Origin of the sequence: Ligilactobacillus equi DSM 15833 = JCM 10991 (assembly GCF_000615765.1) — a bacterium.
Taxonomy (GTDB): Bacteria; Bacillota; Bacilli; order Lactobacillales; family Lactobacillaceae; genus Ligilactobacillus; species Ligilactobacillus equi.
The window spans coordinates 1-15,121 of record NZ_BAMI01000003.1; the positions used below are offsets into that span (position 1 = coordinate 1).

Genomic DNA, 15,121 nt, shown 5'->3' on the forward strand with positions numbered 1-15,121 from the left:
TATATATTTAATATTTATATTTTGTAGCGGGAAAAATCCTATAATACCGGGATTTTCGGGCTCCATTTATACACTAAAATGTGCCCATATGTATACTAAAATGTGCCGAACTATATACTAAAATGTGCCCATATGTATACTAAAATGTGCTCATTTATACACTAAAATGTGTCCTCATTTTTTGAAATTATACTTTTTTCGATAAAGTATACACGTTTCGTTATATTTGTACACTAAAATGTGCTCATCTCTATACTTTTTTTAAAAAGTTATTTATTTACATTTTCTTGAAAAGTATATATGTTTTATGGTAAGATTATAACAAGAAAAAATAGGTATTTAGGAGTGATTTTTTGGAAAAGCAAGCCCTTAATAAACAGAAAATTGTTCAAAAAAATGCGTTGATAATGAGTATTGCAAGATTAAAAGGTCAGCCGCTTAAATTGTTTGAATTGGCAGTAGGAAATGTTGACCCACAGAAAAATGAAAAACAAGTTGTTTTGGACTTTAATGAAGTTTGCAAGTTGTTCAATATAAAAAATAACAAGGTCATAAGATTTAGAAATATCATGCGTGACTTAATGAGCTCCTCTCAATTTGTTTTTCCAAGGCGTATTGATGCGGAGACAGGAAAAAAGTTGCCTGAAGTTATTATTTCTCCAATCGAGAAGGCGACTTACGGTGATGCAGGTTACGACAAATTAGTTATTACGTTTACAGATTCAATCATGCCTTATATTACCGACTTGAAGAGAGAATTTACTCAATATAGTTTGACTGATATTTCGCAACTGGAAAAGAAATATAGCATTATCTTATACAAAATAATCATGGTCTTTTATAATCAATATGAAAATTATAGTAAAAAAGGAATTTCCAATGTTGATTTAGACAAGTATAAGAATCCGACAATTTCTTTATCTGATTTGAGAGAACTAACAGATACTAAGAATAAGTACACTAAGAACTCTGCGGTCTGGCTTCAAAAAGTAGTTAAATCAGCTACTGATGAGATAAACGAAAAAACGGACTTTACAATTACGTATGACAAGATAAAAAGTGGTCGGCACATTGCAGCATTGAAGTTTAAAGTTGATAGGACAGAATTGTTATTGACGGATAGTAGTACAGCTAATATCAATGATTTAAGTCTTGATGAAAAGATTATGTTCGTAAGTAGATGCCAAAAAGAATATTTATTATTGAAGTCTGTTGATTTTATCACACCTATCTTCATGTCTCAACGTGAAAAAATTGCAAGCCTCTATGAACTTATGGTGGCTTATAAAGAGTTTGAAAAACGTTATCCTTTCTCTGAACTTGAAAAGCATGTTAAATACGTTAAAAGTAAGACGACAACTGAAATTGAGGATAGCTTAATTGGTAGTTATTTATTATCTTGCCTTGAAAACTATGTTGATAAGTTGGTGGGACAAGATAATAATGAACAATCTGCTTTAACAGAAAAAGAGGAACAAGAACCTGTAGCCATTGATGAGGAATTAGTAAATAAAGTTATTTCCAGTAAGTACATGGATTTGTTGATAGAAAATGAAATCGTTACGTTGCTAGATTATAGTGATGCCAGATACATGATGTCCTTTGACACATTATTTAGAGCATACGCTAAATTTGAACATGATTTTGGCTTTGCAGAACTTAAACGTCATATCGGATATATTGCAACTAAGGTTGGTAACATTGATAAAAAAGGCATGGCTTCTTACTTGCTAAATTCAGTGAATAACCGAGAAAAAAGCTTACAAGAAAACTCCAATACTAGAAAAATAGTCCAAAAGGAATCACTTCCGAATTGGGCTCGTGATGGCTATGAACCATCAAAGCTTTCACAGGATAAAAAAAATTATCTGTTAGTTAAAGAAAAAGTACTTAGAGCTAAGATGAAAATATCAAGCGAGAAAGAACAAAAAGAACTGGAAGAATTAATCAAAAAATATCCCGAACTTGTGGCAAAAGTTGAACAGGATCTTAACTAATGGTAACCATCCCCATAGTTCCATAGTTTAGCCATAGTTTTAATTTTCTAATGGTTGCGTCCTATGGCTGTTGCATGATTAATTACATGGTTGGTCGGTTATAATTTTTGCAAAATGGTGTCCATAGCATAATTAAAAAGCTTACTGAATTAGTAAGCTTTTTTTCGTGTAATGCTATTTTCTAAGAGTAGTGGCTCCGTTAGCATAATTGATAATAATGTTTCCTTGTACGTTAGGAACATAAACGTTGAATTGTAATGCCATATCTGATGATTTAGCTTCAAGTTGAATGCCAGTAGGGACTTGGTTATTTCCCTCGTATACTGGTGTAACACGATAGCGCACAGTACGGTTTTGGTCTTGTGCTTGTCGAACAAGTCCTTCGTAATAGTTTTGACCGGTGTTATCTTTTGATCCTGCTTGATTTGCCCAAGACGTTTCAGTAACAATGTTTTGTTGGTTGGATTCACTAGCGTCAAAACCACTGATATTACCTACAATAGCGTAACCAAGGAGATGTCCTCGGTTATAAGCGTATTTATACGTTCCTCGTAAGTTACTCCGTTGTTGGTAACCAGGAGGGGCCCAATTAGTAGCTCCGTTATTTGTTTGTTCTCTGTTGCGGTATTGACGACTAGTTTTGTTAACTAGGGCATTGGCTACACTAGCCCTACCAAGAGAGTCAACTGTGTTTTGTGCGTATGGTGCTGATGATACGTTTGCATCTAAATCAGTTTGGTTGTTATTGATGATAAAAGCTCCATGGCCGTTGTATCTAAAGTTATCTTTGCCATACTTTTTTTGAATGCTATCTGGAAAACCTTCAAAAGCAATTTGGCTAGTAGGGTAGTTGCTGTAAGAGGCAATGTATTTAGCGTTAGGATGTTTAGCTTTCTCAAAAAGAGAGATGTTTCCTTGTGTCTTAGTAGCTTGTCCAAAGGAGCTTGAGGCAAAGTGTCCTCCTCCTAAAAGGGTAACCAATAAAATAGCTAAGATGATTGGTAATCGGAATCTTTGTTGCTTATTCATGAAAAAAGTCCTTTCGTTGAGTATTGGTTATCGAATATGATTAAGATCCTAGATAAAATAGATATGCAGCTAACATACCGATGTTTTTAATAGTTCCTGAAGATACGAGCTCATTGACTTGTGCTAGATGAAGCCATTTTTGATTTGGAATTTCATCTTGTTTGAGGCTTTTATCAACTCTAATTTTATAGACGTGAATAAGATAATCAACGTTTCCATCCTGTTCTTGAATAACCCCTATTTCTGTGTTATCTAAAATTTTGTCTTTAGGAATTGTTTTCCAAATTTTCCTTAGCAGGTCGCGTTTATATCCATTTTTAATATTTTGAATTGTGATGTTGAAGAAATTGTTGTCGCTGTCTAACATGATATAGCCAATATCTGTTTCGACAATACCGATAGCTTTTCTAATTTTGTTCTTTGATTGAGGTGATTTATTTTTTTCTTTGGTGTTTGTCCCCATATAAATGCAGTCCTTTCTTATTTCTTAGAAATCAACGTATAAGGTTAATTTTTGGTATGTTGAGGCTAGTTCCTCGAGTTTGTAGTTTCCTGTTCCAAATACTTTAGGTAGAATTTTACGATAAGCTTTTTTATTGACTTTTTGTTTTAGTGTGGTGAAAACGTCAATTTTTAATTGGTCTTTGACGATTTTTAACTCAATATGTTCAAATCCCATATTCAAATGTTCTTTGAAGAACTTTTGAAATAAGGGATGAAGTCGTTCAAGGTTGATATAGTCTAACCAATAGGTGAGTAAAGAAGCAATATCAGCACTAAATTCATCGTTGACCCGATGAGGTACGGAACAAGCAATTGCGTTAGTGGAAATATAGTCTAAATAATAAATTTTATTGTCATTGTCAATCGTGCATACATAAACACCATATGGCATAAAACCGGACTTTTTGTCATTAGACGATTTCCGAATTAGTTGCGTTAGTTCTTTCCTGGTTTCTGGTGTATTACCAAAAGCATTAAGTAATTCAATACCTGTTAAAGTCAGTAAATGATAGTTGTCTGTTTCTTGATGTCTCAGGACGGGATTTTTGGCAACTAAAAAATCGTCTAAGTCATCACAGTATTCAAAACGGATTTGTTCTGATAGGTCTTTAAAAGTTGTAGTAAGCATAAGTCAAAAGGTTCTCCTTTCTGAGAATATATTATGGAATGTAGATTTCATCAAAAATGGATAATGTTAAAACAACACGTTGCTTTCTCTTATTAACATAAGCTTGACTAAGTCCATCACCTTTATATAAGTTTTGTGAAATTTTCCAATAATATTTTCTGAGATTTTTCTTGTTTTTTAAGTGTGTACTAACAGAAAAGGTTAGTTGATTTTTATTGGCAATATAGGAAATATTGATGTCTAAATCATTAATTCCAAAGATATTATCCCAATAATTTTTAATTGCATTGTCAAATTCTTGTTTCTTCTCTTCTTTAACCCAGTCAATAAAATAATTCTTCATCTTCATATTAACCTCATCTTGCTCGTCACGAGGATATGCTAAACAAACTCCTAGTGGAGAAAGTGGAGCAATGTAAGTTATCTCATCGTCAATTTCACTTATTCTAAGCAATAAGCCTTGATGTGGCTTAATTCCGAGTGGATGTTCTTTTTTCAACATGCGATCAAGTTTGAATCTTTTAATAATTGAAATGTAATCAATTAATTCATTGCTAGTTATAGATAACCAATGATAAGCATTTGTATCATAAGCGGAAAAGCTTTTATCTTTCTGCATTAGATACTCATCAAGGTTATCGCAAAAGATTTTATAAAGATTGTTAACTAGGTCTGTTTTAGACTCTCTCACATCTTGACCTCCTTTCATAAATAAAAAAGTGCTGCTATGGACTATTCCAAGCAGCATTTTTTTCTAATTTAGAAAAATGAAGATAGTTGAACTGTCATCTTGAACTGCAAGTATTTGCCATCACGAGTTCGGGTCATATCTTTGTTAATTGCTCTGATACTCTTTTTGTAATTCCAATCACCATACGCAAAATTAGGCGCTAATAGTTTAACAATTTTTTGGGCATAGACTCTTGGAATTGGAGTAGTGTTTTGAATATTAGCAAATAGCCCAGTTGTATCTTCGTAAAGATTAATTGTGAAAAGCTCTTGGTTATTAGAAAAATCAATCCGATCAATTGCGTATTGAGAGATTGTTTGGCATAAGAGAACTTTTACGTTATTAGCTAATTGTTCATGGTTGATGAAGTGGTGTTGAGTTTCAAACTTAACTAAAGATAGCGGCTCAATTGTTAGGAAAGTGCTTTGACCGTCTGTATCTTGTTTCACTAAATATAGCTTATTGTTTTCAAATTGGAAAGATGCAGTCTTAACGACTCTAGCACCTCCAAGCATATATCTATTACATTGTTTCCCAGTTGCAATGTGATATAGTTCTTGTTTTTTTTGTTCCGATGGAATAAAAGGTGCGCCAATTCGACTAGTGAAATTTTCTAAATAATCACCAAAATCAGGTAATTTTGTAACGGTAATCATTTTATTTTTCTTCGTATTTTTTTTAGCCATAAATAAAAAATGTCTCCTTTGTTTTTTTATTTATAACAAGGTTCATCGTTTTTGAAAACCTTGATATAAAGCTTTTTTTATTGAAAATCTTCAGAGAAATTTCCTTGATTTTATTGTATCACAACTTATATTGTTTTTCATTCGTATTTTTTACGAAAACTTTAGATGTTTATATATTTAAAATATATATCAAAATTCTTCGTAAAATATGCTATTATGAAATTGAAACTATGGAAGGGGTGCTGTCGAGTGAAGTTACTGATTTTATGTGAAAAGAATTCGGCTAGACAGACGTTTGAAAAAGCGTTAAATGGTCGTTCAGGTGTACATAGTATCGTTACTCCTAATGATGAATATTATTTAACCAACGCTAGTGGACACCTGTTAGAATTAGCTGACCCAGAAGATCAAGTAAGTGAAGATAAGAAAGATTATTACAAAACTTGGGATTTACAAAACATCCCTTGGGATTATACAGATTTTACTTGGAAAAAGATTCCAATTAGAAGCAATAACCGTAGTACTGAACTTTTAAATAAAATCAAGCAGGATGCTAGAGATAAAGACGGTATTGTAATTGCTACTGATAACGATCCTTCGGGTGAAGGTGATGTTTTAGGTTGGGAAATTCTAGAGTATATTAACTGGACTAAGAAAGTTTATCGTATTAAGTTTGAAGATTCTGAAAAGTCAATTTTACATGGTTTAGAACATCCTAAAGAAATTGTTAATCGAAACACTGATGGTGCTTACCTTAAAGGTTTATCTCGCCAACGTTTTGATTACTTATCAATGCAATATAGTCGTGTTGCCAAAATCAAAAGTAAAGAAATGGGATATGACTATGGTACGCCTAAAGCGGGACGATTAAAGTCTTTAATTCTTGGGATTGTTGGTAGACAATGGGCTGCGATTAACGGCTATGTTAAAAAACCGTTCTATGAAGCTCGTTATAAGGATAATAGCAATCATGAATATGCCCGTAAGTTTGAAGAAGGAGATACTTTTAGGCATACAGGAAAAGTTCATGCAGAACAAGAAGTACAAAATCTTAGTGATGATGTTCCTAAAGTATTGGAGTCAAAACGTAAAACTGCTCGCCCACCTTTGTTACTTGATTTATCTGGTATGGCTTCTTTAGTACAAAAAAAGGGTTATGGGACAGATACGATTGAAAAAGTTTATCAGAACATGTACCAAGACGGCTATGTTTCCTATCCAAGAACGGCTGATAAAAAATTCTCACAGGTACAGTTTGATGAACTTTTACCACTAGCTGACGAGATTGCAACGGTTGTTGGTGTTTCAACTGCGTTATTGACTCATAAAGAATTACGTTCAACGCACAAAGTAGAGGCGTGTGAACACGGGCCAAACCGCCCGGGGCAAAAAGTTCCTTCTAGCTTAAAAGAATTAGAAACTAAGTATGGGAAAGTTGGGGTTGAAATCTACACCACGTTAGCAAAATCTTTCTTAGCTATTTTGTGTGAAGATTATGTCTATGATGTGAGAATTGCTACTTTGGAAAATCACCCTGAATATATTTCTAAGTTCAATATGCCTGTTGAGTTAAATTTCAGAAAATTCCTAAATCCTTTGAGCGAAGAACAATTATATCCTCGAGATTTTGGGACAACAGCTTCTAGTTTTGTGTTCTCGGGAAGTAATAAGAAACCATCCAAACCAAATTCAACCTTTATCTTTAAATACTTGATAAAAAACGATGTCGGTACAGGGGCAACTCGGTTATCAACACTTAATGATTTAGTAAGAGATAAGAGACCGGATGGTAGGCCTCTTCAACCTATGTTGTTGGTTTCAAAAGGTGTTTACTCATTAACTCCATTGGGCCAAGTTGAATATGCTTTGTTGAGTGGTTGTTTCCTATCAAATCCAAAAGCAACTCGTGTTTTACAAGATGCAATGGCTGAAGTTGAAACTAATCCTAGTGAAGAGAAGTTAAACAAAATCTATGACATTTTTAGCGAAATGTTCTCCAACGACTTTGTAACAATGCAGAAGAATTCTCAGAATTTAAAAGATGTGTTAGGTGATGTGAAACCTGAGGCGTTAGTGTCCTCTTCAAAGGATTCGAATACTCGTCAAATTATGTATGAAGGACGCTCAGGTTACTATAAAGTTACTTACAGCCAAAAAGGTCGGTTTAGTCATAAATTTACCAAGTCTGAAATTAATGCACTGGAACAAGGTAAAAAGATTATGTTTGATGTGTCACGTAAAACGACTACGGGTAAATCGTACAAGCAAACCATTACTGGCAAGTTAGCTTGGCAAAAGTTCACTAATAAGCAAGGCGAAGTCATTGAGTATCTTGGCTTTAAAGCTGATGACTCAAACCGCAAAGCTAAAGATGGTAAGTTTTATCCACGAGTATTTAGAGGACATGAAATTACTGATGCAGATGCAGAAATTCTTGAAAATGGTAGGAACCTTACGATACCAGTAATCACTTTAAACAATGGTGAACAAAACAGTAATGCGGTTGTAAAACTGGTAGACGGTTCTGGAAAGTATAAAAAAATAGAAATTGTTGAATGGGGAAAGAGAATTTAATTTATGCGTGTAATCAAAATTTTTAATCAAAATTTATTTGCTTTTGTAGTCATGTATGTCAAATTATTTATTTTAGTCATGATTTGTGCTGCAATTTGTATTTTCACAACGGCGTGAGAAGGTGATTTAGATGATTGATTTATTAACTGATGTGGTAGAAAATACCGCTTTATTGATTGTGGATGTTTTAAATGATTTAGATTATTCAGAATCTGAAATTACTCAAATGTGAAGACGAAAAGAGGCTTTTTATGTCAACAATTCATGTCGGTGGTGTGGTTTTATTTGGAAAAAAATGTAAAACCCTAGAAGAAGCTTGTCGAGTTGCTTTTACAGGTGATGAGATTGTTCTGCACAAGAATGTATCGCCACAACAGGCAGCTATGGTTCCAAGTGGCGTAATTATTAGGGGGAATAATCATACCATCACAACCCCAAGAAAAAAATATGCCATGATTATTGAAAGTGGCAAGGTTGAACTTGAAGATATTAAGTTTCAAGTTTCAAAACAATCGGGAGCTATCAAGGCTTCTGACACTAGTTTAACAATGTCAAATGTTTCAATACAGTACATGTGGCGCGTAGGAACGAGAGAAAAATTTTCGACGCTGTGGATTGATGAGTTTACTGAAGATGGGAAGTCTATCAAACAAGGAACGACTGTAAACATTGAAAATTGCAATTTTCAAACAGGCATACATGTAGCGGCGGAACAAGTTAAGATTTCCAACAGTTTTTTTGGAAATTTGACTTCACCAACAGCCGGTATTCGAGCTATTCAAATTATTAGTCATGACAACAGATATACCAATGCTTTGTTGAATGGGGAAAGAATCCTAAAGAGTGATGATGATACCTCAGAAGGCAATGTTTCTATTTTCGGAAATGTTGATGTCAATAATTTAACAGCTAAGTTCAATTTGGCAGAAATGAATTCTAAGCAATTGAAGAAATACGATGAAGTTCGGAATAACGATACGGCACTTAGTTCAGGGACAGCTTTGTTAAGAATCCAAGGTGCTACGGGGAGTATTAAGAACTTACGCTTATTAAAACTTAGTCCAGAAACCAAGGAGCTTATGAATTCCTTAGTAGACAAAGACTTTAATATGCTAGAAATCATGGGAGACAAAACAAGCATTAGTATTGTTGAGTCACAATTACCTGAAGGTCAAGCAATTTTCCATTCAGGGAATTTAATCTTAGAAAATACCGAAGACCATTTAAGTTGGCGGTATAACCCTAAGAAAACTACGGTGGCAAACCGTAATTCGACAAGTAACTTATTCAATAGCAATGAGCAGAAACAAGAAACCGAAACGGCTTTAGAAAAAATGGACAAGTTAATTGGTCAAGATGGGGTTAAGAAACGCCTAAGAGAAATCATTAATGCTGCTAAGATGAATAACATTCGGAAGATTAATGCGCAACGTAACGGTCAAGAATACAAGCAACCAAAAGGTTTTTCCAATCACATGGTCTTTTCTGGACCGGCTGGTACTGGTAAAACAACTTTTGCTCGTTTAGTAGCGCAAGCCTTATATGAAGGTGGTGTGCTCAAAGAAAATAAGTTTATTGAAACAGGGGCAGAAGACTTTGTGGCTGAATTTGTGGGTCAAACTCGACCAAAGGCACGTGAAACCATTCAAAAAGCGCTTGACGGGGTGCTGTTCATTGATGAAGCGTATGGGTTGGATGAAACTGGTCAAAACTCTTCCTTTAACCATGAAGCCGTTGATACCTTGATTAAGGAAATGGAAAACAATCGTGATCGCTTAATCGTTATTATGGCGGGTTACACGACTGATATGCGTAACTTCTTTGCTCATGGGAACGAAGGTTTACAATCTCGATTTAATACATGGGTTGAATTTGATACTTATTCAACGGAAGAGTTAAACGAAATCATGGAACTTCAAATGGCAAACAGTCATGTCCTATACGATGAAAACACACGCAAGGCATTAAGACAAGGCGTAAAAGCCTTAAGTCAGGAAGCCAATGGTAATGGTCGTTCAAATGGTAACGGTCGTTTTGTTCGTAACTATGTCCAAAAGGTCTTAGAAAGTCGTGATTCCCGTTTGGCTACTAATGTCGATCAAATTCAAAATATGGGCCCAGACGAACAACAAACGGTACTAAATACCGTAATCGTACCTGATGTACAAGCAGCATACGATAGCTTGCATAAACAATACCAATTATTCCAAGGAGGAAACTAACGAATGGAAAAAGTAAATTATGCGTTAAATTTAAAAAATCGCCGTTCACTTGAATTAGTTAAACGATTCGGTTTACATCGTAAAAAAGAGCGCTTGACTGTTTATAATTACATTCACTCTGTTACTTACATGCCTGCAGAGTTCTCGCCAGTAGCTAGTTTTAGTGACGAAGACTATGAAAATGGTGGTTTAACCCGTCCGCGTTTAGTTCTTAATACTTCAGTATCTGGTTTTGCGAAAGATAACCAACAGTACAACCTAGTCGATTTAGACGGTCAAACAACTAAGTACGATGATAAATTAGATCATTTTGTTTATGAATTAAACGATAGAGAAATTGTTCAGTTAGTTAGTTCTGGTTTATATCGTGGTGATTACCAAAGCTTTTTGAATGGCTTGAATGCAACTTTAAAAGGCAAAGAATTTGCTATTGATAATGGAGCGTCATACTACACCGGTAAAGTGAATGATATTCCAGTCTTAGCTTATGAAAGTCAAGATAAAGAATGGAAGGACATTCATTTAGACGATTCTTCAGTAATTAACTTTAGCTTAGAAAAAGAATTGCTAGAATTATCAGCTAAGCGTAATGCTGAATTAATGCTTGCTAGTCAACGTGAAGAAGTCAAGAAGGTTTCTATGCTTGATGAACTTGATTTGGGTGCGTTAGATGAAAAACAAGAAAGCAAGGATGCTATTGAGTTAGATACTGGCAACGAGGAATTAGAAACACTAGAAGATAAGCCGGTAGATAAGAGCTTTGAAGAACTATCTGAAGAAGTAGAAAAATCTGAAAGTGAAATCTTAGGTTCTGTTGAGGAAACAAATATTTCTGAAGAACACTCTGAATCAGAAAAACAATCAGAAACAAGTTTAAGTAGTGAAAGTGAAGAAGAACGTAAGAATTTAGATGCAATTAGTAGTATGGAACAACAACAGCCACAGTCATTACCTTCTTTTGAAATTGACTATGAGACTGGTGAGATCAAGTATGCAGAAGACAGCCAATCTAAGAACAAAGCAACAAGTCAATCTGAGTCTACAAGTTTTTCACAGTCTAAAGCTGAAAGTAAATCTCTGGAAGAAGAAAGCTTAAGCTTAGCGTCAACAACATCGCAAGCTACTTCGTTATCAACAATTGATTTAGGGTCATTAGAACATGCTTCTGATGCAATTGATACATCTCAAATTCTAAATGAGGAAGTTAGAACTTTGGGTATTGATGAATTTGACGATGATGAAGAAGATTTTGAACTATAATTCTTAGGAAATGTGTATTTTAGGGGAACAACTGAAAGGAGGTGATTATATGTCACTTTTTGGTTCATTATTTAGCTCATTTTTTGGCTCTATTTGGAGCTTAGTAATTATCGTTGCTGTAATTGCCTTAGTTCTCTGGTTAAAGGGGAAACAAGGTTAGTAAGAAAAAATTAGATTTGAATAACGCATATTCTTTCATATCAAAAAATATTAACACGACTTAACTCTTAACTCGAGAGAATATTGTGTTGTTCTTATCTGTTTGCAAGATACTTCTCAAATAATAATTCAATTGGTAAGGCATGATTTATTGGTAAATAACAGTGATGTTTTAGGTTCGATTCCTGACGTGCCTCTTTCAATAACAAAAAAGATTGGGGGTGTTTTTTTGAAGCGAAATATTGTTTTGCGGAATATGTATAGAAAACATGCAAATCTAAAAAAATATATTGAACAATACTCAAGTCGTGAAAGTGCAACACAAGCAATTTATCCGACCTATGATGAACTGGGTAATGCTCAACTAGATAAGAAAGATTATAAGTATTTGGATGGCTTAGCGTTTGATAATAGCTCTTTGTCTTTATCACGCTCTGATATGAGGAATAAAGCTTCAGATATGCAGGCATGGCTTGATAAGAGCGAAGATAATAAATCTATGTTAATGGTTATTTCTTTTGATTCTGATTATTTGCTAAAACATAATTTAATTAGGTCAAAGCCTCAAAAAAGAGGCGATTTGTTCGAAAATGTCGATGAGTTACGTTTAAGGTACTCACTAAAAAAGGCTTTAAACGCGTACCAAGATACCTTTGATGAGAAAACTGATTGGCTAGGTTGTCTTCAATTTGACACCTTGCATGCTCATGCACACGTTGTTTTTAATGGTAATCCTACAGGAATGTTAAATGATAAGGGTAAAGATGTTATCAGAACAACATTTGAGCAAAGTTTAAATCTAACAAAGGATTATGCGCCTAACTTTAACAGAAGAAGAGATTTTTTGTTAGAAAAAGAAAACCAAGCGGAAAAAGAAACGATTGCTAATGTAAAAGATGCGGTTGGTCTTCAGAGGTATATAAAAGGCGATATAACTATGGACGACTATGTTAAAGATGTTTGCCTTAATCATGGTTTATCAATGTCTAAAGAAACTCTTAATCTAGCTAAACAACGTATTAATCAAAACTTGTCCCACCATGAAGAAGTTCCTAAAAGAAGTCGTTTGAATAAACTGTTAGACATCCCAAGACAACTAAATCAACGTGCTAGAGAACACTTAAATCGAGCTTACGATTTATGGCGGCAGATGATTACTATGATAAACAAGTTCAAGAAGGCATTAAAGATCCTAGCTTGAAGCCAAAAGCTGAGAGTAAGGTAATGCAAGACTTTTATCAAAGTGAGCTAATGTATGAGGTAAAAGCTGCGGAAAAGTACCGCCAGTTTTTACCGTTTAGGCCGGTCAAAGATAAAACAGATGACCTTCTAATTCAGCGTAATAGAGTATTAAAGAGTGCTATGGAAAATGGTGATCTTCAGAATGAAACTAATAATTTACCTTTACCGTTAGCGCTGAAACTTGGTGGAGGTACACCTGTTCCACCCGATAAAAAACTGTCTAAGCAAGAGATTGAAAAACTTAGGAAGGAAAAAGAGTTTGATGACTCCTATTTAGACAATCAACGATTAAAAGCTAAAGTTTCACCTAGTACTCAATATGAGCTTATCAAGTATCAACGGATGATGAAGAAAAGGGCTAAAAAAGGCTTTTTACAAAGGTTATTATCAGCAGCAGATGTTGAAGATAGCTTAACAGTAGTAGGCGAAAAAGGCTTCATAAAATACCCTGTTATTCGGGAAAAACATGAGATTGATAAAGAAATTGACTATCTTGAATTAGGCAAAACACCTAAAAATTTGGGAAAATATCAAAATATTTCGAAAAGAAGGATTATTGCTTTTGATAGGGCGAAAGCATACTTAAAAAAGACTTTTCAAAATTCTGCGTTAGTACAACGTTTTGAAAAACGACTTGAACAAGTTCGAGAAAGTTTAAAAGAGAAGTTTAATTTTAAAGACTATCAACAACAAAATGAAAGTGTCAATGAAAAGCGTGAAACTTTAACTGATCGTTTTAATCAGTATAATAACCAGTCGTCCAATGCGTCATTGTCAAATAGTTCAGAAAATACTATTGGCTTTGATGCAGCTAAAGTTATTTCGGAAGAACATAGAAACGTTATAGAACGAGGTGCAAAAGAAAATGCCAGCGAATTTGAATTATAGTGTCGATCAATTATTGGATGATACAGAACATGTTTTACAAGGGTATTCGACTTATTATAATGCGATTGTAGTGGCGTATCAGTCGAATGATGATATGAGAAAACAAGGTAATTTAATAATGCCTATTAATGCGGTAGACTATCAAACAATCTTTTCGAATATCAAAAAGATGCGGAGTGTTATTAGTAAAGAAAGGCATGAATTAGCTACCATGAAGGTAGAACTTGAAAATAAAATTGCGGAATATGAGGAGGAAAGAGATAAAAATAGAAGAATTTCGGATATTGAAAAACAGATGAAGATTGATCGTGTTGGCTTTTCTAAAGATCTTGCTGATTTTATTCTTACTTCAATTGGTGGAGAGATTCCAAATGAGAATGACAATGAGGATTTGAAGAAATTACAAACTACTCAAATTACTAATACCCCTCAAAACGAAGATGATTCACCATTATCTATGTTAGATAAGTCTGAAAAACAAGGTAGTGAGTTAACGCAAACTAGTCATGAATCACTTTTATCCGAAAAGGATGATGAAACATCAACAAGTGAGTTAAATGAAGTCGATAGCGCTAATTCTGATGCCAATATCGACAATTCAATTAATGATAACATTTCGTCTGATGATTCTGGAACAAAGTCAGATAACGATGAAGTAGAAAAAGAGAAAGCTTTCAAAGACGACTTTACAAAAGAAACTGAAGAAGAGAAACAATCATCAGAAAGTGAGAGCTTGTCAAAGTCTATAAGCCTATCAGAAGGCGAAAGTCTTGCAGAACAAGTAGCAACATCACAGATGAAAGTGGCTAACGCAAATAAACGTAGCTTATCAGAAAGTTCATCAAATAGTGTAGAGCAATCAGAAAGTATTGCTCAATCATTAAGCGAATCTGAAAGTATTTCAAAGGTGGAGAGTCTATCAGAAGAGACACAAAATTCTTTAAGTTTAAGTGTTTCTAAATCATTAAGTACATCAGAGTCATTGTTTAAGTCACAATCAGAATCACTATCGTTGTCAAAAAGTGAATCTGTTTCATTGAGTGAAGCAGAAGCATTAGAAAGTGTAGTAGAAACGTCAGAGGAAACAGCACAAAATGATAGACGTACTTTAGACTTTGACCCTAACGACAATGGGCTGATACAGGATTACGATGATTTAGATGATGTTGATGATGATGAATATTTTTAATGAGAAAGGTGGC

12 protein-coding genes are annotated in these 15,121 nt (G+C 34.2%); 7 read left to right on the plus strand and 5 right to left on the minus strand.

All coding sequences use genetic code 11. The features are described from left to right. Positions 1–353 precede the first annotated feature (353 nt). Complete coding sequence (locus JCM10991_RS01390) at positions 354–1,997, plus strand: replication initiation protein (RefSeq protein ID WP_025020330.1); 1,644 nt, start codon at positions 354–356, stop codon at positions 1,995–1,997. A 174-nt stretch (positions 1,998–2,171) separates the two neighbouring features. Here the strand turns inward: JCM10991_RS01390 and JCM10991_RS01395 are convergent, their stop codons facing one another. The 5 genes from JCM10991_RS01395 to JCM10991_RS01415 all read right to left on the minus strand — a co-directional run bounded on the left by JCM10991_RS01395 (position 2,172) and on the right by JCM10991_RS01415 (position 5,574). Beyond that, positions 2,172–3,026, minus strand: a complete 855-nt coding sequence (locus JCM10991_RS01395) for a DNA/RNA non-specific endonuclease (RefSeq protein WP_023859297.1) — start codon at positions 3,024–3,026, stop codon at positions 2,172–2,174. Between the two features lie 40 nt (positions 3,027–3,066). After that, complete coding sequence (locus JCM10991_RS01400) at positions 3,067–3,489, minus strand: hypothetical protein (protein ID WP_025020331.1); 423 nt, start codon at positions 3,487–3,489, stop codon at positions 3,067–3,069. A 24-nt stretch (positions 3,490–3,513) separates the two neighbouring features. After that, positions 3,514–4,158, minus strand: coding sequence for a hypothetical protein (locus JCM10991_RS01405; RefSeq protein ID WP_023859295.1), 645 nt, complete (start codon positions 4,156–4,158; stop codon positions 3,514–3,516). 31 nt (positions 4,159–4,189) lie between these two features. Beyond that, positions 4,190–4,849, minus strand: coding sequence for a hypothetical protein (locus JCM10991_RS01410; protein WP_025020332.1), 660 nt, complete (start codon positions 4,847–4,849; stop codon positions 4,190–4,192). Between the two features lie 68 nt (positions 4,850–4,917). Continuing rightward, positions 4,918–5,574, minus strand: a complete 657-nt coding sequence (locus tag JCM10991_RS01415) for a hypothetical protein (RefSeq protein WP_023859293.1) — start codon at positions 5,572–5,574, stop codon at positions 4,918–4,920. Positions 5,575–5,823: 249 nt separating this feature from the next. Here JCM10991_RS01415 and JCM10991_RS01420 point away from each other — a divergent pair, with 249 nt between their 5' ends. From JCM10991_RS01420 to JCM10991_RS01455, 6 genes are all read left to right on the plus strand, one after another. Continuing rightward, entirely contained in the window at positions 5,824–8,148 is a 2,325-nt protein-coding gene (locus tag JCM10991_RS01420; protein ID WP_025020333.1) for a DNA topoisomerase, read from the plus strand. A 251-nt stretch (positions 8,149–8,399) separates the two neighbouring features. Next, positions 8,400–10,370 (plus strand): AAA family ATPase, encoded by a 1,971-nt coding sequence (locus JCM10991_RS14245; protein WP_023859291.1) that lies wholly within the window; start codon positions 8,400–8,402, stop codon positions 10,368–10,370. 3 nt (positions 10,371–10,373) lie between these two features. Continuing rightward, positions 10,374–11,630, plus strand: a complete 1,257-nt coding sequence (locus JCM10991_RS01435) for a hypothetical protein (RefSeq protein ID WP_025020334.1) — start codon at positions 10,374–10,376, stop codon at positions 11,628–11,630. A 262-nt stretch (positions 11,631–11,892) separates the two neighbouring features. Further along, positions 11,893–12,990, plus strand: a complete 1,098-nt coding sequence (locus JCM10991_RS01445; protein WP_162149481.1) for a hypothetical protein — start codon at positions 11,893–11,895, stop codon at positions 12,988–12,990. Then, positions 12,930–13,919, plus strand: coding sequence for a hypothetical protein (locus tag JCM10991_RS01450; RefSeq protein ID WP_025020336.1), 990 nt, complete (start codon positions 12,930–12,932; stop codon positions 13,917–13,919). The genes JCM10991_RS01445 and JCM10991_RS01450 overlap by 61 nt, the downstream gene beginning before the upstream one ends. After that, the gene (locus tag JCM10991_RS01455; protein WP_162149482.1) at positions 13,885–15,108 is read left to right on the plus strand and encodes a hypothetical protein; all 1,224 of its coding nucleotides are present in this window, start codon (positions 13,885–13,887) and stop codon (positions 15,106–15,108) included. Before JCM10991_RS01450 ends, JCM10991_RS01455 begins: the two co-directional genes overlap by 35 nt. Positions 15,109–15,121 lie beyond the last annotated feature (13 nt).

What these genes read in the sequence shown, in the direction of transcription:
- JCM10991_RS01395 (WP_023859297.1), bottom strand. Translation starts at nt 3,026, where the DNA reads ATGAATAAGCAACAAAGATTCCGATTACCAATCATCTTAGCTATTTTA.
- JCM10991_RS01400 (WP_025020331.1), bottom strand. Translation starts at nt 3,489, where the DNA reads ATGGGGACAAACACCAAAGAAAAAAATAAATCACCTCAATCAAAGAAC.
- JCM10991_RS01405 (WP_023859295.1), bottom strand. Translation starts at nt 4,158, where the DNA reads ATGCTTACTACAACTTTTAAAGACCTATCAGAACAAATCCGTTTTGAA.
- JCM10991_RS14245 (WP_023859291.1), top strand. Translation starts at nt 8,400, where the DNA reads ATGTCAACAATTCATGTCGGTGGTGTGGTTTTATTTGGAAAAAAATGT.
- JCM10991_RS01450 (WP_025020336.1), top strand. Translation starts at nt 12,930, where the DNA reads ATGGCGGCAGATGATTACTATGATAAACAAGTTCAAGAAGGCATTAAA.
- JCM10991_RS01435 (WP_025020334.1), top strand. Translation starts at nt 10,374, where the DNA reads ATGGAAAAAGTAAATTATGCGTTAAATTTAAAAAATCGCCGTTCACTT.
- JCM10991_RS01415 (WP_023859293.1), bottom strand. Translation starts at nt 5,574, where the DNA reads ATGGCTAAAAAAAATACGAAGAAAAATAAAATGATTACCGTTACAAAA.